Source organism: Aurantibacillus circumpalustris, from assembly GCF_029625215.1.
Lineage (GTDB): Bacteria > Bacteroidota > Bacteroidia > B-17B0 > Aurantibacillaceae > Aurantibacillus > Aurantibacillus circumpalustris.
Map to the genome: position 1 here is coordinate 1542769 of NZ_CP121197.1, position 23149 is coordinate 1565917.

Sequence of the window (23149 nt, forward strand, 5' to 3'; positions counted from 1 at the left end):
ATAAAAGAATATGCCAACTAAACTGGAAAAATTTGCAGAGTTTGAAACCTTTAAAAATTGTTTCACGCTTTTTTTTGAAAACCTTTCGCAAGGCTTTAATTTAAAAGGAAAATGGAGAACAGACTATTTTAAAAATGATCATCCAATTATTTTAGAATTAGGTTGTGGAAAAGGAGAGTACACCATTGGATTGGCACAAAATAATCTGAATAAAAATTATATCGGAGTTGATATTAAGGGTAACAGAATTTGGACCGGAGCCAAACAAGCCATTGAAAACAAGTTGAATAATGTTGGGTTTATGAGAACACGCATTGATTTTATTGATTATTGTTTTGACGAAAATGAGGTGGACGAAATTTGGATAACCTTTCCTGATCCACAACCTCAAAGCACGCGCAAGCGCGCGCGGCTTACGCACCCTTTGTTTTTAAACCGTTACAAAAAATTATTGAAGAAGGATGGCACCGTGCATTTAAAAACCGATAGTACCAGTTTTTATGAGTATACATTAGAGGTCATCGAAGAGAATAAGCTTCCATTAATTTGGCATACGAACAATCTCTATAAGAATTGTCCAGCTGACCGTCAAGAACTCATTGCAATTAAAACCTACTACGAAAAAATGTTTACCGAAAAAGGTGAGGATATAAAGTACGTTTGTTTTAAATTGAATTAGGCTTTGAAAAAGTAGAATTTTATTTTACTTTCAAGGCTAATCTTTAAACCCAGCAATATGAAGTTTTGGCTTTTGGACTTTGTATTAATTTGAGCCACGTCCAGCGAAATGCCTAAAGATTGGCTATGTACCTGTGATCTTGTAGTTGTAGCATACGGCCACATCCGTTCAACCAAATCGATTTGAATACAAAACAGAGTCAGGCAGGAAGGGAATGCAATGCTTATGGCAAAGAAATTGCTGACAATGGCATGCTTATTCGGGAAATCAATTGTAGTATAGATATCGAGTAGCAATTTTTTATTCTCTCATGTACACGTGTGGTTGTTAGTTTGTTAATATGTGAACACTATTATTCTAAAAAAATAATTCTTACTTTAAACGCATAGTAATTTCTATGTTATGCAGAAGCAACCTTTGCTCGAGGTAAAAAATCTGGTCACACAATTTAAAACGGAAACAGAGTTTGTAAAAGCTGTGAATGATGTTTCATTTACCTTATTTAAAGGTGAAACTATTGGTATTGTTGGCGAAAGTGGTTCTGGAAAATCGGTTACTTCTTTATCAATTATGCAATTGATTCCAAATCCTCCTGGAAAAATAACCGGTGGGAAAATAATTTATCATTGTAACGATGGTCAGAAAATAAATTTGGTGGAAACAAAAAAGGATGAGATGCGAAAATATCGGGGTAACGAAATTGCCATGATTTTTCAGGAACCAATGACGTCACTAAATCCTGTTATGAAATGTGGCGAACAAATTATGGAGGCCATTCTTTTGCATCAATCCCTTTCAAAAGAAGCGGCACGTGAAAAAACAATCGCTCTATTTAATGAAGTTCAATTGCCCACTCCGGAGTTAATGTTTGAACGTTATCCGCATCAACTGTCTGGTGGACAAAAACAAAGAGTGATGATAGCAATGGCAATTAGTTGTGAACCAAAAATTTTAATCGCTGATGAACCCACTACTGCACTGGATGTAACTGTTCAAAAAACTATTCTGGAATTGCTGCAAAAGCTTCAGCACCAATATCAAATGGGTATTCTCTTTATTACCCATGATCTTGGTGTAATTGCTGAACTAGCAGATCATGTGGTTGTAATGTATAAAGGTAAAATTGTTGAACAAGGTCCCGTACTCGAATTATTTTCAAATCCTCAACATCCTTACACTAAAAGTTTACTAGCATGCCGCCCACCTCTAGATTTTAGAGTAAAACGTTTACCTGTGGTGAGTGATTTTATGAAACGCGGAGAAAATGGTGAGATTATCGCCATTGATAACAATGTGAGTGAAGCGTTAAAAAGTGCTACAATCACTAAAGACGAAAGAAAGGCAGATTTGAAAAAATTATATAGTGGAAAAAAACTTTTGGAACTCAAAAATGTAAAAACATGGTTTCCTTCTAAAAAAACCATTTTTGGAAAAGTATTAGATTATAGTAAAGCAGTGGATGATGTAACTTTTGATCTCTATCAGGGTGAAACATTAGGATTGGTAGGCGAAAGCGGATGCGGTAAAACAACTCTTGGTAGAACAATTTTAAAATTGGCGGAAGCAGTAAGCGGTAGCATTTTATACAAAGGGAAAGAGGTGCTTAAAATGCCGGAAGTAGACTTTCGTCAATACCGCCGTAACATGCAAATTATATTTCAGGATCCTTACTCATCTTTAAATCCAAGAATAACTATCGGTCAGGCTATTGAAGAGCCTATGAAAGTTCATCGAATTTTTAAAACCGCACGTGAAAGAAAAGAGAGAGTATTAGAATTGCTTAAAAAAGTAGGACTAGAGGAAAAACATTACAATCGTTATCCACACGAATTTAGCGGGGGGCAACGTCAACGTATATGCATTGCACGTGCCTTAGGACTTGATCCTGAATTTATTATTTGTGATGAAAGTGTTAGTGCTCTTGATGTGAGTGTGCAGGCTCAAGTATTGAATTTATTGAATGAATTAAAACAAGAATTTAAGTTTACCTATATTTTCATTAGCCATGATTTAAGTGTAGTGAAATTTATGAGTGATCGTATGATCGTGATGCAAAAGGGAAAAATAGAAGAAATGGGCGATCCAGATGAAATTTATCTAAATCCTAAAAGCGATTACACGCGTAAGCTAATTGATTCTATTCCAAAAGGAAATATTGAAAATATCATGGAAGCACTAAAGAGTAGAAAAAATCTAAACAATCTTATTTAACATGTGGGAATTTTTAAAGCAATTAACAGATCCTAATAGCATCATCGAATACGGTGGACTATGGCTTTTGTTATTTGTGATTTTTGCTGAAACAGGTTTATTAGTTGGGTTTTTTCTTCCAGGGGATAATCTAATTTTACTAGCAGGAATTTTGTGCAAAGCTAAGCCCGATTCATTACATGTAGGTTACACCGAATTGGTTACTTTAATGACGAGTGCCGCCGTTCTTGGAAACGCAACAGGTTATTGGTTCGGCAGCAAAGTAGGAGAGAAACTGTATGCCAGGAAAGATGGAGTAATTTTTAAACAAAAACAAATTGAAATTACAAAAACGTATTACGATAAGTATGGAGGAAACCTAACTTTGGTGATGGCTCGTTTTTTACCTATTGTGAGGACATTTGCCCCAATTATTGCCGGAGTAATTAAAATAGATTTTTTCAAATTTATGTTTTTTAATATTGTTGGCGCAATCGCTTGGATATTGAGTCTTACAGGAATAGGGTATTTTTTAGTGCAAATGTTCCCGCAAATTACTGATTACATGGGGTACATTTTTATTGCACTTATCCTTCTCACTGCACTACCAATTTTGAGAATTGTCTTAAAAAAGAATTAAAATTCCAAAGGTTTTCCCTGATAATAATCTAAGACTTTCAATTTAAAAACGTAATCGTATTTAGCCTGAAGTAGATTGCTTTCAGCAGCAAATAATCTGTTTTTAGAGGTGCTAAAATCTAAGGCGCTTATTACGCCTGCATTAAATTTTTGCTCGGCATATTTAAATGATTCTTCAGCAGCCTCAACACTGTATTTACTTGCGTTATATTTATCTAAGGCCGCTTTTGCGTTTGCATGCGCCTGAGCAATGCTCTTAAATAAATTTTGTTCGGTTAAATCTTTTGCAAATCGTGCGTTAAGTGCGTTTATTTTTGCATTCTTAATTGAAGTATGTGTTTGTAAACCATTGTACAAGGGAATATTTAAAGTAAATCCCAAACTTTTATTAACGTTATCATTAAATTGATTGGAAAAACTTTTTGGCTTGGTAATATAATCAAATTCGGGGGCGTAAACTCCTTCTCCTGAATTTGTATATCCAATGAGAGAACTCTTTCCTGTGGCTTGCACGCCGAGAATATCTTTCGCTAAACCTGATGTACCAGTTCCCATGCTGGCATTAAAACTTAATGTGGGGCTAATTCTACCTTTAGTAGCCTTCAAATAACTTTCTGCGCTTAAAATACTGTATTCGTTACTTTTAATACTTGGTTGTGTTTTTAAACTTGTTTCGTAAATATTTTGCAGATTGTTTTCTAAAAGTTGCCCGTCCTCTAAACTAATCTGTGGCCTTTCAATATTAAAATTTGTAACGCTATCAAGGTTCATCAATTGTTTGAGTGTAAGAAGTGAAATTTGATAGTTATTTTTAGCACTGGTTACATTCACAAGTTCGTTAGCTAATTGTGCTTTAATGTCGTATTCAACACTTTTAGCAAGTGCCCCTGCGGTTACTAATTTGCTAGTACGTTCAAATTGTTCAACAGTAACTGAATATTGATTCTGAGAAATCTTCACAATCTCTTCAGAGAAAATAACGCCAATGTAGGCATTGGCAATACTCAAGGAAAGATCGTTTTGTTGTTGCTTTAATAGTTCAACACCACTCAGGTAGTTGTATTCATTTGATTTTATGTTGTTATACTGACTGAGCCCGCTCCATAGAACGACATTACTGCTTATGTAAAAATTTTGTGAAAGTACCTGAGTGTTTGCAAAGGTGTTTGTGAATCTATCTATCGTTTGACCAAAATTATAAACGTGAGATGCACCGGCGTTCAATGAAGGGAGGGCAGACCCTTTGCTTTGCTCGGTCGTGTTTTTGTTAACTTCGTTATTTAAAGCTCTTTGTTTTAATCCAATATTATGGTTAAGCGCATATTTTATGCAGGTTTGTAAGTCCCATGCAGACTGCGATTTTCCTGATAAAATAGAAATTAGAAAAATGGTAAGAATTAAATTTTTCATGAGTAAAATATGGCAATAAAAATAAATAAATTATTTATGCTATGAGCCTCAAAGCACAAATCTTACAGGAGCGGTAAATTTAAGGGGTATTCAGGTTATATTTTAGCTTTGCAAGGTTTCAGAAGTAAGCGTTTTCTTTTTTAATTTCTTTTTATTGATGTTTATTACGATCAAAAGAAAAACGGCACCCGTACCAACTACCGTTAACAGGCTAAGAGTAGGGGTATAGAAATAATAAGTAAGTAACGATGTACCAACCGTAATAACAGAAAACGAGTAGATGATTATGACTGTTTTTATATGGCTATAGTCGCAATCGATAAGCTTATGATGGAGGTGATTACGATCAGCATTAAAAGGCGACTGTCCTTTAACAGCCCGAATGATAAATACTCGCAAGGTATCTAATAAAGGATATGCTAGTGCTGAAATAGCAAAAACTGGTTTGCTGATATGCACCCAAAAGCTATCTAACTCGCTAATTGGAAATTCAATCATTTTTATGGCCAACACACAAATAAACATACCGATAACCAAAGAGCCTGAGTCGCCCATAAAGATTTTAGCGGGTGAAAAATTAAAAATTAAAAACCCTCCGAGTGCACCAGCGAGTGCAAAAGACAAAGTTGCATAACCAAATTCATTGGCAAATATAAACCAGGTGCCAAAGGCGCAACTGCTTAGAAAGCCAATTCCCGCTGCTAATCCGTCAACGCCATCTATAAGATTAAAAGCATTGACAACAACAACATAAGTAAAAATGGATATGAAAACGCTTCCCCAATACGGCAAATCAGAAACACCAAAGATTCCATGAAGCCCCGTAATTCTTATGTTACCCATAAGCACAAGAATTAATGCTACAATGATGTGAGCAAATAATTTTTTTACCGGCGCGGTTCCAATAATATCATCTTTTACCCCAACAAAAAAGAGAATTAAGCTGGTAGCAATAATAAGTTTGAATTCGTTGATGGATGTAGAAATAACATCGTAGTAGGCTCCATCCTGAATGTTGTACCATAAGGCGTAAGCAAACAGAGTTCCTGCGTAAATTATAATACCACCAATGGTTGGAACAGAACGTTTATGAATTTTACGCTCCTCACTAGGCGTATCAATCAAACGCTTTAAAACGGCCACTTTAATGAGTGCCGGGGTAGAGTAGAGGACTACAATAAAAGAGGTTAGAAAAACGAGTATTAATGCTGCCATTTAGAAATCGTAATACAAGTTATATAAGCTGGTTTTAAAACCTAAATAGATATAATTTACCTGATTGTTCAACGGGTTAAAGATAGGATTTTTTTGAGTGCGATAGAGTATTCCTAAACAGATGTTTAAATTGTAGGAAGGATTAATCAAATAGCCCACTTTAGCATTAATCATACTCACATAATTTGTATTGGTGCCAGAAATAGTATTTTGTGGAATATCCTGATAGTTGTAGCGAAGGTTAACAAAAAAACGCCGCACTTTATAATCTGCAATTAAAACAAATTCTTCGCCGTAACCTGGCGTATAAGCTAAGTTCTGATTGTAGTGAGAATAAGACTGGTCGCTCGTGTTCACACTACTTGAATAACTACCTCGTTTTACATTATTGTATTCAAATTGCAGAAACAAGTTTTTAAGTCCAAATGCGTCAAAGTAATTAAGCCCTGCTTGCCAGCCCCACGCTGCTGACGTGGAATCCGATTTCGTTTTATCGAGCATTAATTGACTATACACATTTACCTTATTGCCGATTTTTAGTTTTGCATCCAAACCTGTAATAATATTATTCTTGTTGTCTAATCCGTATGACATAAGATTAGTATAAATTATCGGGTTAAAATACTGCCAATCTATGTGCTGCTTATTTCGCGAGTCACCAGCTTGCCAAACCATTCCTTGAAAAAAGCCTATGTTGAAAGAACGACTAAAATTAATACTCAGGTATTGAAAGGAGGCTGCTTTCTTTTGAAACAAACGTTCGGTGTTAGGGTTCACAATCGTTGAAGCCGAAACTAAATTCATTAAAACTGCATAAATATTAGTGTACTGCACTTTTCCTTTGAACCACTGTTGTGTGAAGCGTGTATAAGGATAGTTTAAAGTATTATCGCTAAGTAATAAAGAACGGTATCCATTACCTATTTTTTGTTTGCCATGACCTACTTGTATGTTCAAATTTTTGAGAGCTTGAACAGAAACAAATCCCGACGAAAAGGCATAATCATAACCCGTAGTTTTAAATTGTTTCCAACGACCTTGGCCAGGAATTACCGAACTGGTATTCGCATAATCAGAAAGGTAACTTGGTAAGAACGATTGATTTTCAACTACCATGGTTTCAAAATATACATTGTCACCAACATAGCCGCTTCCAATCAATCCTCTCGTATTGCAATAAAGTCTCCCAGAAGGATTGTTCGAAAAATCTTTCCCTACTTCTAAATTTAATACCGGATCGAGGCGTAATTTAAATTTTTCTGTTTTTGGTTCTACTCTTATGAAATGTTTATAAAAAACCAAATCAATTGCTGGATCATCTTTAATGAATTTAAATAAACGATGTGTGTCTACAACCTGAACATACTTAGAAGAAAAAAAGTGCACATAGGGTTTTATTCCACCATGAATAGCACTGTCTTTGGCTGCAAGTTGTTTTTCTGTAAGAACTGAAAAGGAATTGTCGCTTGGAAAATTGTAAAACTGAGCAGATATTTCAAATGAAAAAACACAGGAGAAGAAAATACATAATCCAAAAGTATAATTATGTATTTTTTTACAATGCATTTGTTTTGAATCTCAATGGTAGGATATTCTTACCAGACTTTCACATTCTCTTTTTTCTTGAAGTCTTCATAAACAGATTTTATCCCTGCCTCTAACTCAATGGAATGTTTCCACCCAAGCTTATGTAAAAAGCTAACATCCATTAGTTTTCTTGGTGTGCCGTCTGGTTTGCTCAAATCATGTTTAATTTCGCCTTTATAACCAACTATTTTTTGAATGAGTAGAGCAAGATCCTTAATAGTAAGATCAACACCAGTTCCAATATTTACATGCTGACTACCTTCGTAATTTTGCATGAGATAAACACAAGCATCTGCCATATCATCAGCGTGCAAAAATTCACGCATTGGTGAACCAGTTCCCCACATTTCAACGAAGGGAAGGTTATTTTCTTTTGCTTCGTGAAATTTACGAATCAAAGCCGGTAATACATGAGAATTATTTAGATTGTAATTATCATTTTGACCATACAAATTCGTTGGCATCACCGAAATAAAATTGGCGCCGTACTGCCTTCTATAACTCTCACACAATTTGATCCCCGCAATTTTTGCAATCGCATAAGGTTCATTCGTATCTTCCAAATAACCACTTAATAAATATTCTTCTTTTAAAGGTTGTGGTGCAAGTTTCGGGTAAATGCAAGAAGAACCCAAAAACATAAGTTTTGTTACTTTGTTTTCAAAAGCAGAATGAAGAACATTGTTTTGGATCATCAAATTTTCGTATAAAAAATCTGCTCTATAAACATTATTAGCATTGATGCCACCAACTTTTGCAGCCGCTAAAAAAACATAATCAGGTTTTTCTGTTCTAAAAAAATCAGATACTTGTTGTTGATTCCTTAAATCTAATTCTTTGGAAGTTTTTAATACAAAATTTGAAAATCCTTTGTTTTGTAAATTTCTTAAAATGGCCGAACCTACCATTCCACGGTGCCCGGCGATGTATATTTTGGATTCTGCGTTCATTCTTGTTTACACAATTTATAACTTAGCTTAAAGAATTTGTTTGGGATAAAATAAATTACTTATTCTTTGTAATTTAAAACCTTGTGTCCGCCCTCTATTAAATATTTGTCGCGTTTAAATAATTCAAGATCGGCTTGAACCATTTCTTTACAGAGTTCAGAAACAGTGTAGGTTGGAGTCCAGCCCATTTTATTTTTAGCTTTTGTAGCGTCACCTACCAAAAGATCTACCTCAGCAGGACGATAATATTTTGGATCTATCTCAACTAATGTTTTACCACTTTTAATGTCGATTCCTTTTTCATTTTCATTTTTTCCTTCCCATTTCAACGCAATGCCTACTTCGGCAAAAGCCATATTAATAAACTCTCTAACGGTTATCTTAATACCGGTGGCAAGCACAAAATCATCTGGTTCATCTTGCTGTAACATACGCCACATACCTTCCACATAATCTTTAGCATGTCCCCAGTCGCGTTCAGAATCAATGTTCCCCATAAAAAGTTTGTCCTGCATTCCCAAACTAATTTTTGCGACTGCTCTGGTTATTTTACGGGTAACAAATGTTTCTCCGCGTAAAGGACTTTCATGATTAAATAAAATACCATTGCAGGCATACATGCCATAACTTTCACGGTAATTTTTGGTAATCCAAAATCCGTAAAGTTTTGCTACACCGTAAGGACTACGGGGATAAAAGGGCGTTGTTTCTTTTTGAGGAATTTCTTGAACTAAACCGTACAGTTCGCTTGTAGAGGCTTGATAGAAACGTGTTTTTTTCTCTAAACCTAAAATGCGAATTGCCTCTAATATTCTTAAAGTTCCAATACCATCTGCATTGGCAGTATATTCAGGGGTATCAAAGCTAACTTTTACATGCGACATAGCCGCTAGATTATAAATTTCGTCAGGCTTTACTTCTTGTACTATTCTTATGAGATTGGTACTATCTGTTAAGTCGCCATAATGCAATTTAAAACTTACATTTTTTTCATGTTGATCTTGGTAGAGGTGATCTATTCGGTCAGTATTAAACAAAGAACTACGGCGCTTTACGCCGTGAACTTCATATCCTTTACTCAACAACAATTCGGAAAGATATGCTCCATCTTGCCCCGTTACGCCTGTGATAAGTGCTACTTTTGCCATAATTTTTTCAATTAACAATATTACAAAAAATTAATGCACAAACCTTCGTATTAATGGCTAATCATAAAGTGAATTTTGCTTATATTTGGACTCTAATTATTTCAAAAAATATCTTATGAAAAGCACCTTCACTAAAAAAAATTATTATGTTCTTGTTGCAGGAATAGCCTTAATTATTCTTGGATACGTATTAATGATTGGCGGTGGCAGTGACGATCCAAATGTTTTTAATCCCGAGATTTTTAATTTCCAACGTATTACCTTAGCTCCTATGGTTTGTTTGATTGGCTTTGTTTCAATCATTGTCGCGATTATGTGGCGTCCGAAAACGGAAGAGGTTGAAGCGACCAAATAAAAATAAGAGGTACCTCATTTCTTTTGTAAAATGGCATCCAATTCTATTTAATCAAATATGACTTATTTACAAGCATTTATTATTGCAATCATTGAAGGGTTAACAGAATTCCTTCCGGTCTCTTCTACTGGACATATGATTTTGGCGGATTCATTGTTGAAAATTCAAAATCAGGAATTTGCAAAAACATTTGAAATTGTTATTCAGTTGGGTGCAATTTTAGCAGTGCTTCTAATCTACATCAAACGTTTTTTTGTTGGAATTAATATTTATATAAAGCTCTTTGTTGCCTTTTTACCAACCGGTATTATTGGGTTATTGGCATATAAAACTATTAAACATTATTTATTCAATCCATTCACAGTTAGCATCGCTTTAATAGTGGGCGGTGTTATTTTAATTCTACTCGATAAATGGAGTGAGAATAAAAAAAGCGAGTATAAAAATGTTGAAGATATAAGTTTTACTGGCGCATTAAAAATTGGGTTCATTCAGTGTTTTTCAATGATCCCTGGTGTTTCAAGAGCGGCGGCTACTATATTTGGTGGTATTTTTTCAGGATTTGATAGAAAACAAGCCGCAGAGTTTTCTTTTTTATTGGCTATTCCAACAATGTTTGCTGCTTCCGGTTATGATTTGCTTAAAGAAAAAGACAACATTCATTTTGAGGATCTTAAACTAATGGCATTTGGCGGACTCATTGCTTTTATTGTTGCCATTTTTGCTGTAAAGGGTTTTATCGCTTTTCTAAATAAATATGGGTTTAAGCATTTTGGGTGGTACCGCATCGCTCTTGGTATAGTATTTCTAAGTTATGCCATGTATGTAGGACTTGAAATCAGCGCCTAATTTAGCTTAACAAACATCTTTCTGTTAATTATTACTTTGGTTAGTTGCCAATAAACAAGCAAATTAAAAATAACTTCGCTCTATTAAAATAAAATTGTGAGCGATAGATTAACAAGAAAAAGACTTCGTACTTCGGGTGTAACGGTTATTATAAGCCTTGCATTGGTTTTATTTATGCTTGGAGCACTTGGTTTGCTTATTATTAACGCTAACAAACTCTCAACTCATTTTAAAGAAAATGTTGGCTTTCAAATTTATTTAAAAGACACAGCAACTTCAGCACAAACTGATGTGTTGATTCAAGAACTTAATAATGCAGATTTTACTAAAAGTGTAAATCTTATCAGTAAAGAACAAGCTGCGCAAAAATTAAAGGCAGATTTAGGTGAAGATTTTGTAGCTTTTTTAGGAAGTAACCCGCTTTTAAATTCGCTGGAAGTTAAGCTGAATGCTAACTATGCAAATACCGACACCTTACAGATAATCGAAAAAAATTTGTTGCAAAAACCGTTTGTTAAGGAAGTCGTCTATCAAAAAGAAATGATAAACAAGCTAAATAAGAACACAAAAGCAGTGGCTTTTTTTATCCTTATTTTTAGCGGTGCGCTTTTAATAGTAGCCATAGCCCTTATTAACAATACAATTCGATTGTCTATTTATTCGCAACGGTTTCTAATTAGAACCATGTATTTGGTTGGAGCGACTCGTCTGTTTATTAGCAAACCTTTCATTTTTAAAGGATTTCGACAAGGGGTCATAGCCGGAATTATTGCCGGACTTTTATTGGCCGGATTTTTAATGCTAAGTACTAAGTTTATACCAGATCTTTTGCAGTTACAGGATGAAAACGTTCTTTTAATTTTATTTTGCGGAATCATTCTTGTAGGTGTGATCATTTCAGCTTTCAGTGCGTTTTTAGCGGTTTTAAGATACCTGCATTTAAAAACCAGCGATCTTTATTTTTAGGCATCCCTTTAAATATTCTTAACCTTTATACCCTAAATAATTTCTTACATTTATACCTAAAATAATTAACTGATAATGGAAAATTTAAGAAGTACAGATATTAATAAAATTGAGTACACAACAATTGCAGGAGAAAATAAGTTGCTTAGAAACTCTTTTGCCTGGATGGCTTTAGCAATGTTACTCACTGCAATAGCTGCGTTGGTATTTGCAAACGTGCCAGAACTAACGAGCATTTTACTCGAAGAAACCGAAACTGGATTTAAGCCAACTATTTTTGCTTACATAGTAATGTTTGCACCACTATTATTTGTTCTTGGAATTAATTTTGGATTAAGTAAACTTTCTTATCCTGCATTGATCGGTTTGTTTATTGCTTACTCTATCATTAACGGAATTAGTTTTAGTTTTATTTTCTTTATATACGCTATTGGCTCAATCATTACTGTGTTTTTTAGTACAACGGCATTATTCGCTTTAATGGCAATTGCAGGTTATACAACTAAAACAGATTTAACTAAAATGGGAAGTATCTTGATGATTGGTGTAGTTGGAATTGTAATCGCTTCACTCATCAATATGTTTATGGGAAGTGCCCAAATGGATTATATCATTAGTATTTTAGGAGTTATAATCTTCACTGGTCTAACTGCTTACGATGTTCAAAAAATTAAAAATCTGGGTCAGCAAGTTAATGGGGATTCAACTTTGGCAAATAAGCTAGGCATTATAGGCGCATTAACTTTATATCTTGATTTCATTAACTTATTCTTATTTCTTCTAAGATTGTTTGGTGGAAGAAAGGACTAAATATTTTAGATTTATATAAATTAGAAGCCCTGTCAATGTTGACGGGGCTTTTTCTTTGACCGCTGTTAGAAATACTTAACCTAGTGATTTGTAAGGCAGTGAACGAATGAGTGAATGATTGTGTACTAGAATGAAAATAGTTATATCTTTGAATAGACTTTAAAAGCTGCTTTTAGTTTAATGTAAAAACAAATTCAATGATACCCAAAGAAAGAACAAAATGAAACAATTTCTTTTTTTTATAATTGTACTGCTTGCTTACAAAGGAAATTTGTTTTCTCAAAATAGTGCGTGCGCTACTGCTTCTCCTTTTTGTACAGGTCAAACTATGAATTTCCCTGCAACTACAGGAGTGCCAAATTCTCAGGTAGGACCCAATTATGGATGTCTTGGTTCACAACCTAATCCTGCTTGGTATTTTATGCAGATGGCGAATACAGGTTCAATGTCAATTTCAATGGCTGCTGCAAGTGATATTGATTTTATTTGTTGGGGACCGTTTTCGAGTTTATCAGGCGCTTGCAATAGTTTAACAAGTGGAAATATTCAATCATGCAGTTATTCTGGTTCACCAACAGAAACGTGTACAATTGCAAATGCGATTGCAGGGCAATTTTATCTTTTATTGATTACAAACTTTTCAAATCAAGTACAAAACATAACCTTTAATCAAAATAATGCTGGTACGTCGGGAGCTGCTACCACCAATTGTGGTTTTGTATGCGTCGTTTCAGGTACAACTTCAGGCATTGTTTGTTCTGGGCAATCTGTAACGGTTTCTCTTGGGCCAAACACAAGTACGTCAGTAAATACTTATACCTGGGTGGGTCCAAACTCTTTTAGCTCCACTTCCTCAAGTAATATTTTTAATAACGTGCAAAATTCAGCAACTTATACTGTAATTGGCACGAGTAATGCTACGTTAAATAATATTCCGTATTCTGGAACTTGTCAAGCTGCTGTTACTGTTAGCGTAATCCAGCAACCTTCCTTTAGTATTACTCAAAGCACCACCAATATTTGTCAAGGGGGTAATTTTTCAGCTGGTGTATCTTTTAGCCCTGCTGTTAATCCTGCAAATTATTTGTATAGTTGGTCCAATTCCTCTGGTGCCGGACCTTGGCAGATGTCATGGCCTTTCCTTCCACCACTTCTTCCAACTACTACAACATTAGCAACTATAATATACAGCGTTACAGTAGCTCCTTCAAACACCGCAGTAAACTGCCCGGTAACGCAAACATTAGGTATTGTGATCAATAACCCTTTAACGCCTACAATTACAGCACCACCGAATCTTTGTAACACCTTTGCTCCTATACAATTAATGGCAGCTCCCGGAGGTGGCACTTGGAGCGCAAATCCTGCTGTAGGCATTGCGGGCACGTTCACTCCTTCAATTGCTTCCATTGGTACTAGTTCAGTAACATACATGGTAGGTGTTGGGAATTGCATTGTAACTAAATCGGAAACCGTTTCAGTTTCTAAATTTTATTCTCCTGCACTTTCATCAGGAGTGAGTACATTATGTGTGCAAGATCCTTTATTTAACTTGATGAACATTCCTCAATTCACCGTTTCCGGATCCTGGGCTGGACCGCAGGTTGATAGCCTTAATCGCTTTAGTCCGTTTGGTCTCCCTACAGGCACATATGGCTTAACTTACAACACAAGATCTCTGCCTAATTATACAGTTTGTCCGGCTTCTACAGTTTTAATTGTTCCAGTTTTTAATCCTCCAGTACCAGTTATCACTTCTATAAATCCACGTTGTACTAATTCGGGTACAATTGCTCTAACGGCAAATCCGCCTAACGGTGTTTGGTCTGGCGTTTCTGGAATTTCTCCAACAGGTATTCAAACACCTTCTGCTAATCCGATAGGAACCAACACAGTTATTTATACTGCTGGTTTAGGAACCTGTGTTGTAAGTTCTTCCAAAATATTTCATGTTTCACAATTTAATACAGCTGCTTTAACAGGAACAGTCCCACATTTGTGCGTAACGGGTGCTCCGGTAAATCTTATGAGCATTGTTCAAAGTACAACGGGTGCTTGGACAGCTGTGGCACCTACACCATCGATTAGCGTTGGTAGTAACTTTTTTAATCCAGTTGGTTTGGCAACAGCTATATATACGGTTTTATATACCAACCCATCCTCTCCCAATCCAACTTTATGTGTTGATGCGAGTAGTATTCAGATTTCAGTTTTAAATCCCGCTGTACCAAATATTGGAATAGCTGGTCCTTTTTGTTCAACACAAGATCCTGTGCAATTGACGGTTAGCCCTGCTATCGGCCATTGGGTGGCGTCCTACTTTTTATCAGCCAACGGAACTTTTTCACCCGCGTTAAGTCCGGTTGGAAATAATACAGTGCAATATGTTATTGGCACAAATACATGTAACGTTATACAAAGTAGAATTATTAGTACAGAGGCATTCGTAACCGCGAAAATTACCGGAAGTCTTGGACCGCAATGTACTACTGGTCAACCGACAAATTTGTTACCCCTAGCATTAAGTAATAGCGGAACGTGGATTGGTCCTGGTATTAGCGGAACAAGTTTTAATCCCGGATTAAGCGGTGCGGGACAGTTTACAGTCACTTACAATACTTCCTCCATTCCGAGTGGTTTGTGTCCAGATAAATCGATATTGAGTGTTGAGGTGTTCTCTCTTGCAACACCTGTTATAACAAAAGTAGACCCTCTGTGTAATAATTCCCTGCCTATAAAACTTAATGTGAACCCTGTTGGTGGCTTTTTTGGAGGTGGTATGATTGGAGCAATTTCAAACAGTGGCGTATTTAATCCTGCTATAGCTGGTATTGGTGATAATATTATTAGTTATAGTATTTCCTCGGGACCTTGTATTGCATTTACACAAGCGCATATCGAAGTAGACAAATTTGTTCCTGCTGATTTTGAAAAATATGCTGAAACATATTATTGTTCGAATAGAGCGCCGTTTAATTTAAATAGTTTGGTTCAAAATCCCGGTGGTGCTTGGTACAGCAACAGTCCCGGTTGGGATGGTGGGATTATGTTCGATCCTTTTAAAGCTTATGAAGGTTCGAATACATTTACTTACCAAACGCATTCGGCTGTTTATCATTTGCTTTGTCCTGATGCCAAAACTGTAAGTATTCAGGTTAAAAATATTCCGCCGGTAACGGCCTCGTCGAGTAAAACTATTGGTTGTTTGCCGCTTGATGTGATTCTCACCTCTCCTCAAAATGGAGAGGCAATAATAGGTTATTGGTCAATAAACGACGGCACAGATTCACAGGAAGGGTTCACCACGAACCATGTTTTTACAAGCGCAGGATCTTATACACCTGTGTATACATATATCGATACCCAAGCAAAAGGATGCTCTACTCAGGTTATTTTAAGTCCAATTGAAGTGTACGAGTCTCCCAAGGCCGATTTTATTTTCCCTCCTGACGAGATAACAATCGCAAATCCAGAAGTACAATTTACGAATACTAGTTCTTCACTCAGAGATAATAAATATACTTGGACAGTCCAAGGACTCAATCAACGTTATGAATTAAATCCACTTATTTATTTTCCACAAATAGGAAATTATAAAGTTACACTCACCGCAACTTCAGTTCATAATTGTAAAAATGAAATAACGAAGTACATAGAAGTTAAAAATGATTTTGCAGTTTATATTCCAAATTCATTCACACCAAATTACGATGGACTAAACGATAAATTTAAACCTGTTTTTTCTCTTTATGGATTAGATACTAAAAAATATAGATTCGAAATATTTGATCGCTGGGGACATTTATTATTTAGCACCACCGATGCGAATACTGGCTGGGATGGAACCATTCAAAACAAAGGTGAAGATCCTTTAAAAGAAGACACCTACATTTATAAATTGTCTTTCAAAGATCTTGAAGGACGCATTTACGATAAGTTTGGAAATGTAACTTTGCTTAAGTAGGAATTAAATACCAACAAAAAACCCGCATTTTTTAGATGCGGGTTTTTTAATTTTTGTAAGAAAAAACTTACTGATTCACCAATAATTTAAATCCTTTACCGTGAATATTAATAATTTCAACCTTAGTATCGTCTTTTAAATATTTACGAAGCTTTGCAATGTAAACATCCATACTACGACCGTTAAAATAATTATCGTCGTGCCAAATAGATTTTAAAGCAAACGTTCTATCTAATACATCGTTTTTATGAATGCATAATAAACGTAACAACTGACTTTCTTTTGTCGTCAATTTTTGTTCAACGCCATTGTGTTGTAAAATTTGTTTTTCAGAATTAAACTGGTAAGTACCTACTTTAAAGTCGATGTCTTCGCCTTCTGAAGAACGTACTTTGTTTGTACGACGCAATACTGCCGTTACTCGCGCCAATAATTCTTCCATACTGAAAGGCTTGGTAATATAATCGTCGGCACCGGCATTAAACCCATCAATGGTATCTTCTTTCATGCTTTTGGCAGTCAGAAAAATAATAGGAATGTTTTTATCAACCACACGAATTTCCTTCGCTAATGTTAAACCGTCCTTAATTGGCATCATCACATCTAATAAAAGAAGGTCGAAACTCCCTTTAAAAAATAAATCCCCGCCTTTTTTCCCATCATCAGCTAATTTTGTTTCAAAACCTTTTGCATCTAAATACTCTTGCAAAAGGGGGCCAAGACTTGGGTCATCTTCTACCAATAAGATTTTAGTTTTAACAGTGTCCATTAGTTCTAAATGTTAATTTGTTTAATTAAAGGTAAACACTTAACGTGCCATTTTAACAATTTTAACATTTATTGTCAAATTGGCAAATGTACATTAAACGTACTTCCCTTACCTACTTCACTGTTTACCGAAATGGTTCCACCATGTTTAAGAATAACGGCTAGAACGTACGATAGGCCTAGTCCGAAGCCTTTTACATTATGCACATTTCCAGTAGGAACACGGTAGAATTTATCGAATATTTTACGTTGATTTTCTTTTGAAATGCCCATTCCGTTGTCTTTTACCTGAATCATAATTCCTTCCGCTGTGTTATAAGTGGAAATTGTTATTTCAGGAACATCAAGTGAATATTTAATGGCATTATCAATTAAATTGAAAATAATGTTGGTTAAATGAACACGGTCTGCTTGCAGTTTAAATTTTTGAGCTTTTAAAAATGTATTTACGGAACCTTGTCTTTGATTAATTAACAAATGGGTATTGTTAATTGCTGTATTAATTATTTCATGAATGTCAACTTCACTTAATTTTAATTTGAACTCACCTTTATCTAAAATAGATGTTTGTAAGATACTTTCAACTAACACACTTAAACGTTTGTTTTCATCACGAATCATTTTGATGTAACGGTGTTTTTTTTCAGGAGTCTGAGAGATACTTTCGTCGCCCAACATTTCACTAGCCAATGAAATAGTACTGATAGGTGTTTTGAATTCGTGGGTCATGTTACTGATAAAATCGTTCTTAATGATCGATAATTTTTTCTGTCTAAGATTACTCACCATGATGTAATAAAATGAAAACGTAAGAATGAGAATTACAACAACCGAAGTAATTAAAAAGGGCCACATCTCTTTAAAGATGTCTCTGTTTTGAGCAGGAAAATAAAGTATTAAATATTCAGGATCGATAAAACTATTATCTGGAGCAAGGTTAACCATGTAATGTTCTATCCCTAAGGAATCAGACATGTTTTCGGCATGTTGTAAGTCACTGTGGTGAGGACTTCCAGGGAACAGCGATGTTAGATAATAATCGTACTTGGCGGTAATTTTTTCTTTTTTTAATTCAGTTTGCAAGATAGAATCTAATAACAGGGTATCTGTTTTTTGTTTGCGGTCGTAATAATTTCGGGTAGTGGTAATATCAAAAAGACTAACACGGTCGTTTGTTTTATTAAACAAATCGTTGTTTTGCGAAGATTGCAAGCGCGATTGTTCACGAATGGAATTTAAAAAATTAGTTGCTGAAGCATCAAATTTAATGGAGGAATCGCTGGTAAGATTTTTTTGTGTGTAGCGGTAAAACTGCCGGCCGTTACTATCAATACTCAATTCTGATTTAACACTAAAACCAAGATTTTCGCTGCCTTTAAAATCAGGAATATTTATACCTTGAATACGCTCGGTGATTTTAGTATGTTTAGAACGGGGATCAAGTTTAGCCAATCTTGCGCTGGTAATGTTTAAAACACCATCAACCTTATTTTTAAAAAGTTCTTCTCTAACCAAATAGTCTTTACGAATCCAGTAAATCTGAAAACAAATTAAAACCAAAAGTGCCAAAGAAAAGGATATGGAAATAAACGTAAAAACCTTCTTGTTCATTAGGGCGAAGTTAAGTTTAAAAAAACAAGACTAAATTAAAAAATGCCAAAATTATTCATCTCTATTTAAACTAAGCTTTCAATCGGTGTACAAACGCCGTTTTCGCAGACGTAACACTTCAACCTGTCTTTAAAAACATAAGGCTTGTAAATAGATTTATTTAATAGCATTCTCAAACATTCCTGAACACCCTCTGTAATACTCGGGTGTGGATGCATCATGTCGGCCAAATCTCTTATACCCTGATTGGTATGTATTAGATAAGCGACACCTTGAATGGCGCTACTGGCATGTTCTCCAACCACCCGCATGCCAAGTATTCGCATACCGTTATCGTTGGTTACTATAATTTTAAAAAAACCGGTTGTTTTGCGCATGGCAATGGCACGGGCATTAACAGTATAATCCAGTTTAACTACTTTGTGTGGTATGTTTTTGGCAACACATTCTTGCTCACTCATTCCTACAGAGGCAACCTCCGGGTTTAAAAACATAATGGTACTTATGTTCTTATAAGATAGTGGTTTTACTGTTGGACCAAACATTCTCACAACTGCATGCCTTGCCTCTCTTTCACCCACATTTACAAGTGCTACCTCTGTGGTTACATCACCTGCAACATATATGTTACTAATATTTGTTTGCGTGTCATCGTCCCAAATAGAACCGCGCTCATTTAGCTTAACGCCAGCGTTTTCAAGTCCAATATTTTCTACATTAGGAACACGCCCAACCGAAATAAGTGCCTTACTTACAGTTAAAACTTCAGTTTTACCATCTTTGTATTCGAGTTCATATTCAACCTTTCCATTTTTAATCTCCATTCGTTTGAGCGAAGCACCGTGGTGAACTTTGGCTCCTTGTAATTCCAGGTTTGTTGTAACAACTTCCGCAACATCCTCGTCTTCAAAAGGCAAAATTCGATCAGCCTTATCAATTAAAAATACCTTTGTTTTTCCAAGAGCAGAAAAAATCGTGGCGAATTCGCAACCAATAACACCAGCACCAAGTACTACCATGCTTTCTGGTAAGGATGTGAAATTTTTTATTCCATCCGATGTTACTATGTGTTGTTCGTCTACTTCAATATTATTAGGTATTCTAGGCCGACTACCTGTAGCAATTAAAATATTATCAGCACTTACTTCTTTAGTTTTACCGTCCTCTTTAGTTATTCTGATTGTTTTTTTATCGAGAATGTAAGCAGAACCTTTTTCGTAAGTAAAGAGCTTTTTAGAAAGACTATCGAGTAGTTTTAGATGCAGAGTCATTTGGGTTTTACGCTCGTAAACCGCTTCGTCTACTATTTTCTTTAAGCTTTCAAAATTGACTTCGTAATCAGGAATCATTTCACGAATGGAAGCGGTTTTTAAGGCCTGTTCCCAAAGTGTTTTTGAGGTCAAAACGCCGTCGTATACACCGGCTCCTCCAATTCGCCTTTTTTCAATTAGCAGTACTTTTTTGCCAAAATCTATGGCTCGCATGGCACCCGCATATCCGCTAGGGCCACCACCAATAACAATAAGATCGTAATGCTCCATATTTTGTGTGAATTTACTATTATTTAAGTAGATACAGAACATCCTCCGCGTGATCTGGGTTTTTGTAAATAACAGACTAAAAGTAATTGTTTTTGGGTATCTGCCTGAAAATTAAGCGATTAAATAATTTCTTAATTAAGGGAATTTTCCTATTTTTGCAGCCCGTAAATAAAATTTAATGAACGGCTGTGTTACAAATAAGACCCTAAATTGGCAAAAAAAAGCACAGGTTGAATGATAATAATTAAAAAACAAAAAATATCTGCTTATGAATGAGAGTGTTATTTATTTAGTCCCGGTTCTTGGGATAATTGGTTTGATCGTAATGGCTTTAAAATCTGCTTGGGTTAGCAAGCAAGATGCCGGTGACAAAAACATGCAAGAGCTTGCAGGTTATATTGCGGATGGCGCAATGGCCTTTTTAAAAGCAGAATGGAAAGTACTAAGTATTTTCGTAGTGTTTGCTGCAGCTTTATTAGCTTATTCAGGAACAATTCATGAAGTAAATGGGGTCCCTATTCATTCCAGCTGGATTATATCTATCGCATTTATAATAGGTGCCGTTTTTTCTGCAACTGCTGGATATATTGGTATGCGCGTTGCCACTAAAGCAAACGTTCGTACAACGCAAGCTGCTCGCACAAGCTTAAAACAAGCATTAAAAGTATCTTTTACTGGTGGAACAGTAATGGGATTAGGTGTAGCTGGTTTAGCAATTCTTGGTTTAGGTGGCTTGTTCATAGTATTTTTAGGAATATTTAATGATGGTGTTGATAAAGAATATATCAAAACGGCTATTGAAGTTTTAACGGGATTTTCTTTAGGTGCTGAATCAATCGCTTTATTTGCACGTGTTGGCGGCGGTATTTATACTAAAGCTGCAGACGTTGGAGCTGACTTAGTTGGAAAAGTGGAAGCTGGTATTCCTGAAGACGATGTTCGTAATCCTGCTACTATTGCCGATAACGTGGGTGATAACGTAGGTGACGTTGCTGGTATGGGTGCCGATTTATTTGGTTCTTATGTAGCTACAATTTTAGCTACAATGGTTTTAGGTCAAGAGATTGATGCTTCAGCAGATAATTTTGGAGGAATGTCTCCAATCTTATTACCAATGGTAATTTGCGGTTTAGGTATTTTATTCTCAATTGTTGGAACCTGGTTCGTTACTATAAAGGATGAAAAATCAAATGTTCAGAGCGCCCTAAACATGGGTAACTGGTCTTCAATGATTCTTACAGTGATTGCTTCTTATTTTATTGTAAACTGGATGCTGCCAGAAACTTTAAGTTTACGTGGCTACGAGTTCTCTAAACTAAATGTATTTATGGCAATTGTAGTTGGTACAGTTGTTGGTGCTATTATGAGTATTGTAACTGAATATTACACGGCAATGGGTAAAAAACCAGTTCTTTCAATTATTCAACAATCTTCTACAGGACACGCAACTAATATTATTGGTGGTTTGTCAGTAGGTATGAAATCTACCGTTATTCCAATATTAACTTTGGCTGGAGGTATTATGGCTTCTTATCATTTCGCTGGTTTATATGGTGTGGCAATTGCTGCTGCTGGTATGATGGCTACAACTGCAATGCAACTGGCTATTGATGCGTTTGGTCCTATTGCTGATAACGCAGGTGGTATTGCTGAAATGAGTCAATTACCTCCTGAAGTTCGTGAGCGTACAGATAATTTAGATGCTGTAGGAAATACAACTGCTGCAACAGGAAAAGGATTTGCGATTGCTTCTGCTGCATTAACGTCTTTAGCTTTATTTGCAGCCTTTGTTGGTATTGCAGGTATTGATGCTATTGACATTTACAAAGCACCGGTATTAGCTGGTTTATTTGTAGGTGGAATGATTCCATTTATTTTCTCTGCACTTTGTATCCAAGCAGTGGGTAAAGCTGCAATGGACATGGTGCAAGAAGTACGTCGCCAGTTCCGCGAAATTCCAGGTATTATGGAATACAAAGCAAAACCTGAATACGAAAAATGTGTGGCTATTTCTACTAAAGCTTCTATTCGTGAAATGATGATGCCGGGCGCTATTGCCTTAATTACGCCAGTTATTGTTGGTTTTATTTTCGGACCAGAAGTGTTAGGCGGTTTGTTAGCAGGTGTTACTGTTTCAGGGGTGTTAATGGGAATTTTCCAAAGTAACGCTGGTGGTGCTTGGGATAACGCTAAAAAATCTTTTGAAAAAGGTGTTCTTATTAATGGTGAAATGTTCTATAAAAAATCTGAACCACACAAAGCTTCTGTAACAGGAGATACTGTTGGAGATCCTTTTAAAGATACGTCTGGACCATCAATGAACATCCTCATTAAATTAATGAGTATCGTGTCTCTTGTTATCGCTCCTTACATTGCTATGAATGGTTCTGATGGAGATGCCTGTTGTGAAGGTGGTGCATCTAACAAAGGTATTTATACTTGCACAATTAATGGAGAACAACATACT

General features: G+C 35.7%; 16 protein-coding genes and 1 pseudogene. 9 read left to right on the forward strand and 8 right to left on the reverse strand.

The annotated features are described in order from the left end of the window. The first annotated feature begins 10 nt into the window (after window positions 1-10). The 3 genes from trmB to P2086_RS06480 all read left to right on the forward strand — a co-directional run bounded on the left by trmB (window position 11) and on the right by P2086_RS06480 (window position 3509). On the forward strand, window positions 11-679 hold the full coding sequence (trmB, locus tag P2086_RS06470; protein WP_317899629.1) for a tRNA (guanosine(46)-N7)-methyltransferase TrmB: 669 nt from the start codon (window positions 11-13) through the stop codon (window positions 677-679). Window positions 680-1081: 402 nt separating this feature from the next. Further along, the gene (locus tag P2086_RS06475; RefSeq protein ID WP_317899630.1) at window positions 1082-2890 is read left to right on the forward strand and encodes an ABC transporter ATP-binding protein; all 1809 of its coding nucleotides are present in this window, start codon (window positions 1082-1084) and stop codon (window positions 2888-2890) included. Between the two features lies 1 nt (window position 2891). Then, the gene (locus P2086_RS06480; RefSeq protein WP_317899631.1) at window positions 2892-3509 is read left to right on the forward strand and encodes a DedA family protein; all 618 of its coding nucleotides are present in this window, start codon (window positions 2892-2894) and stop codon (window positions 3507-3509) included. On the opposite strand, the gene P2086_RS06485 is transcribed toward P2086_RS06480, so the two are convergent. The 5 genes from P2086_RS06485 to gmd all read right to left on the reverse strand — a co-directional run bounded on the left by P2086_RS06485 (window position 3506) and on the right by gmd (window position 9818). Continuing rightward, complete coding sequence (locus P2086_RS06485; RefSeq protein WP_317899632.1) at window positions 3506-4918, reverse strand: TolC family protein; 1413 nt, start codon at window positions 4916-4918, stop codon at window positions 3506-3508. The genes P2086_RS06480 and P2086_RS06485 overlap by 4 nt on opposite strands. 102 nt (window positions 4919-5020) lie before the next feature. Beyond that, window positions 5021-6133, reverse strand: coding sequence for a glycosyltransferase family 4 protein (locus P2086_RS06490; RefSeq protein WP_317899633.1), 1113 nt, complete (start codon window positions 6131-6133; stop codon window positions 5021-5023). Further along, complete coding sequence (locus tag P2086_RS06495) at window positions 6134-7699, reverse strand: hypothetical protein (RefSeq protein ID WP_317899634.1); 1566 nt, start codon at window positions 7697-7699, stop codon at window positions 6134-6136. A gap of 29 nt (window positions 7700-7728) precedes the next feature. Then, window positions 7729-8670 carry a GDP-L-fucose synthase gene (fcl, locus tag P2086_RS06500; RefSeq protein ID WP_317899635.1) on the reverse strand — a complete coding sequence of 314 codons (942 nt, stop codon included), beginning with the start codon at window positions 8668-8670 and terminating at the stop codon, window positions 7729-7731. Between the two features lie 59 nt (window positions 8671-8729). Next, complete coding sequence (gene gmd / locus P2086_RS06505; protein ID WP_317899636.1) at window positions 8730-9818, reverse strand: GDP-mannose 4,6-dehydratase; 1089 nt, start codon at window positions 9816-9818, stop codon at window positions 8730-8732. A 115-nt stretch (window positions 9819-9933) separates the two neighbouring features. On the opposite strand from gmd, the gene P2086_RS06510 reads away from it, so the two are divergent. The 5 genes from P2086_RS06510 to P2086_RS06530 all read left to right on the forward strand — a co-directional run bounded on the left by P2086_RS06510 (window position 9934) and on the right by P2086_RS06530 (window position 16762). Continuing rightward, entirely contained in the window at window positions 9934-10173 is a 240-nt protein-coding gene (locus P2086_RS06510; protein WP_317899637.1) for a DUF3098 domain-containing protein, read from the forward strand. A gap of 57 nt (window positions 10174-10230) precedes the next feature. Next, window positions 10231-11022: an undecaprenyl-diphosphate phosphatase gene (locus P2086_RS06515; protein ID WP_317899638.1), complete on the forward strand. Its 792-nt coding sequence runs from the start codon at window positions 10231-10233 to the stop codon at window positions 11020-11022. Window positions 11023-11118: 96 nt separating this feature from the next. Then, window positions 11119-11988 (forward strand): cell division protein FtsX, encoded by an 870-nt coding sequence (locus P2086_RS06520; RefSeq protein WP_317899639.1) that lies wholly within the window; start codon window positions 11119-11121, stop codon window positions 11986-11988. A gap of 75 nt (window positions 11989-12063) precedes the next feature. Further along, window positions 12064-12798 carry a Bax inhibitor-1/YccA family protein gene (locus P2086_RS06525; RefSeq protein ID WP_317899640.1) on the forward strand — a complete coding sequence of 245 codons (735 nt, stop codon included), beginning with the start codon at window positions 12064-12066 and terminating at the stop codon, window positions 12796-12798. A gap of 220 nt (window positions 12799-13018) precedes the next feature. Continuing rightward, the gene (locus P2086_RS06530; protein WP_317899641.1) at window positions 13019-16762 is read left to right on the forward strand and encodes a T9SS type B sorting domain-containing protein; all 3744 of its coding nucleotides are present in this window, start codon (window positions 13019-13021) and stop codon (window positions 16760-16762) included. A 67-nt stretch (window positions 16763-16829) separates the two neighbouring features. On the opposite strand, the gene P2086_RS06535 is transcribed toward P2086_RS06530, so the two are convergent. The 3 genes from P2086_RS06535 to P2086_RS06545 all read right to left on the reverse strand — a co-directional run bounded on the left by P2086_RS06535 (window position 16830) and on the right by P2086_RS06545 (window position 20682). Beyond that, a complete protein-coding gene (locus P2086_RS06535) occupies window positions 16830-17531 on the reverse strand; it encodes a response regulator transcription factor (RefSeq protein ID WP_317899642.1) in 702 nt (233 codons plus the stop codon). Window positions 17532-17605: 74 nt separating this feature from the next. Further along, window positions 17606-19141, reverse strand: coding sequence for a sensor histidine kinase (locus P2086_RS06540; protein ID WP_317899643.1), 1536 nt, complete (start codon window positions 19139-19141; stop codon window positions 17606-17608). 65 nt (window positions 19142-19206) lie between these two features. Then, window positions 19207-20682: a dihydrolipoyl dehydrogenase family protein gene (locus tag P2086_RS06545; protein ID WP_317899644.1), complete on the reverse strand. Its 1476-nt coding sequence runs from the start codon at window positions 20680-20682 to the stop codon at window positions 19207-19209. 268 nt (window positions 20683-20950) lie between these two features. Here P2086_RS06545 and P2086_RS06550 point away from each other — a divergent pair. Beyond that, a pseudogene (locus P2086_RS06550) lies at window positions 20951-23065 on the forward strand (sodium-translocating pyrophosphatase); the annotation flags it as partial. Window positions 23066-23149: the final 84 nt, after the last annotated feature.

Excerpts from the sequence above, each read along its gene's own strand:
- trmB (WP_317899629.1), top strand. The coding sequence starts at position 11 with ATGCCAACTAAACTGGAAAAATTTGCAGAGTTTGAAACCTTTAAAAAT.
- P2086_RS06475 (WP_317899630.1), top strand. The coding sequence starts at position 1,082 with ATGCAGAAGCAACCTTTGCTCGAGGTAAAAAATCTGGTCACACAATTT.
- P2086_RS06480 (WP_317899631.1), top strand. The coding sequence starts at position 2,892 with ATGTGGGAATTTTTAAAGCAATTAACAGATCCTAATAGCATCATCGAA.
- P2086_RS06485 (WP_317899632.1), bottom strand. The coding sequence starts at position 4,918 with ATGAAAAATTTAATTCTTACCATTTTTCTAATTTCTATTTTATCAGGA.
- P2086_RS06490 (WP_317899633.1), bottom strand. The coding sequence starts at position 6,133 with ATGGCAGCATTAATACTCGTTTTTCTAACCTCTTTTATTGTAGTCCTC.
- P2086_RS06495 (WP_317899634.1), bottom strand. The coding sequence starts at position 7,699 with ATGCATTGTAAAAAAATACATAATTATACTTTTGGATTATGTATTTTC.
- fcl (WP_317899635.1), bottom strand. The coding sequence starts at position 8,670 with ATGAACGCAGAATCCAAAATATACATCGCCGGGCACCGTGGAATGGTA.
- gmd (WP_317899636.1), bottom strand. The coding sequence starts at position 9,818 with ATGGCAAAAGTAGCACTTATCACAGGCGTAACGGGGCAAGATGGAGCA.
- P2086_RS06510 (WP_317899637.1), top strand. The coding sequence starts at position 9,934 with ATGAAAAGCACCTTCACTAAAAAAAATTATTATGTTCTTGTTGCAGGA.
- P2086_RS06515 (WP_317899638.1), top strand. The coding sequence starts at position 10,231 with ATGACTTATTTACAAGCATTTATTATTGCAATCATTGAAGGGTTAACA.
- P2086_RS06525 (WP_317899640.1), top strand. The coding sequence starts at position 12,064 with ATGGAAAATTTAAGAAGTACAGATATTAATAAAATTGAGTACACAACA.
- P2086_RS06530 (WP_317899641.1), top strand. The coding sequence starts at position 13,019 with ATGAAACAATTTCTTTTTTTTATAATTGTACTGCTTGCTTACAAAGGA.
- P2086_RS06535 (WP_317899642.1), bottom strand. The coding sequence starts at position 17,531 with ATGGACACTGTTAAAACTAAAATCTTATTGGTAGAAGATGACCCAAGT.
- P2086_RS06540 (WP_317899643.1), bottom strand. The coding sequence starts at position 19,141 with ATGAACAAGAAGGTTTTTACGTTTATTTCCATATCCTTTTCTTTGGCA.
- P2086_RS06545 (WP_317899644.1), bottom strand. The coding sequence starts at position 20,682 with ATGGAGCATTACGATCTTATTGTTATTGGTGGTGGCCCTAGCGGATAT.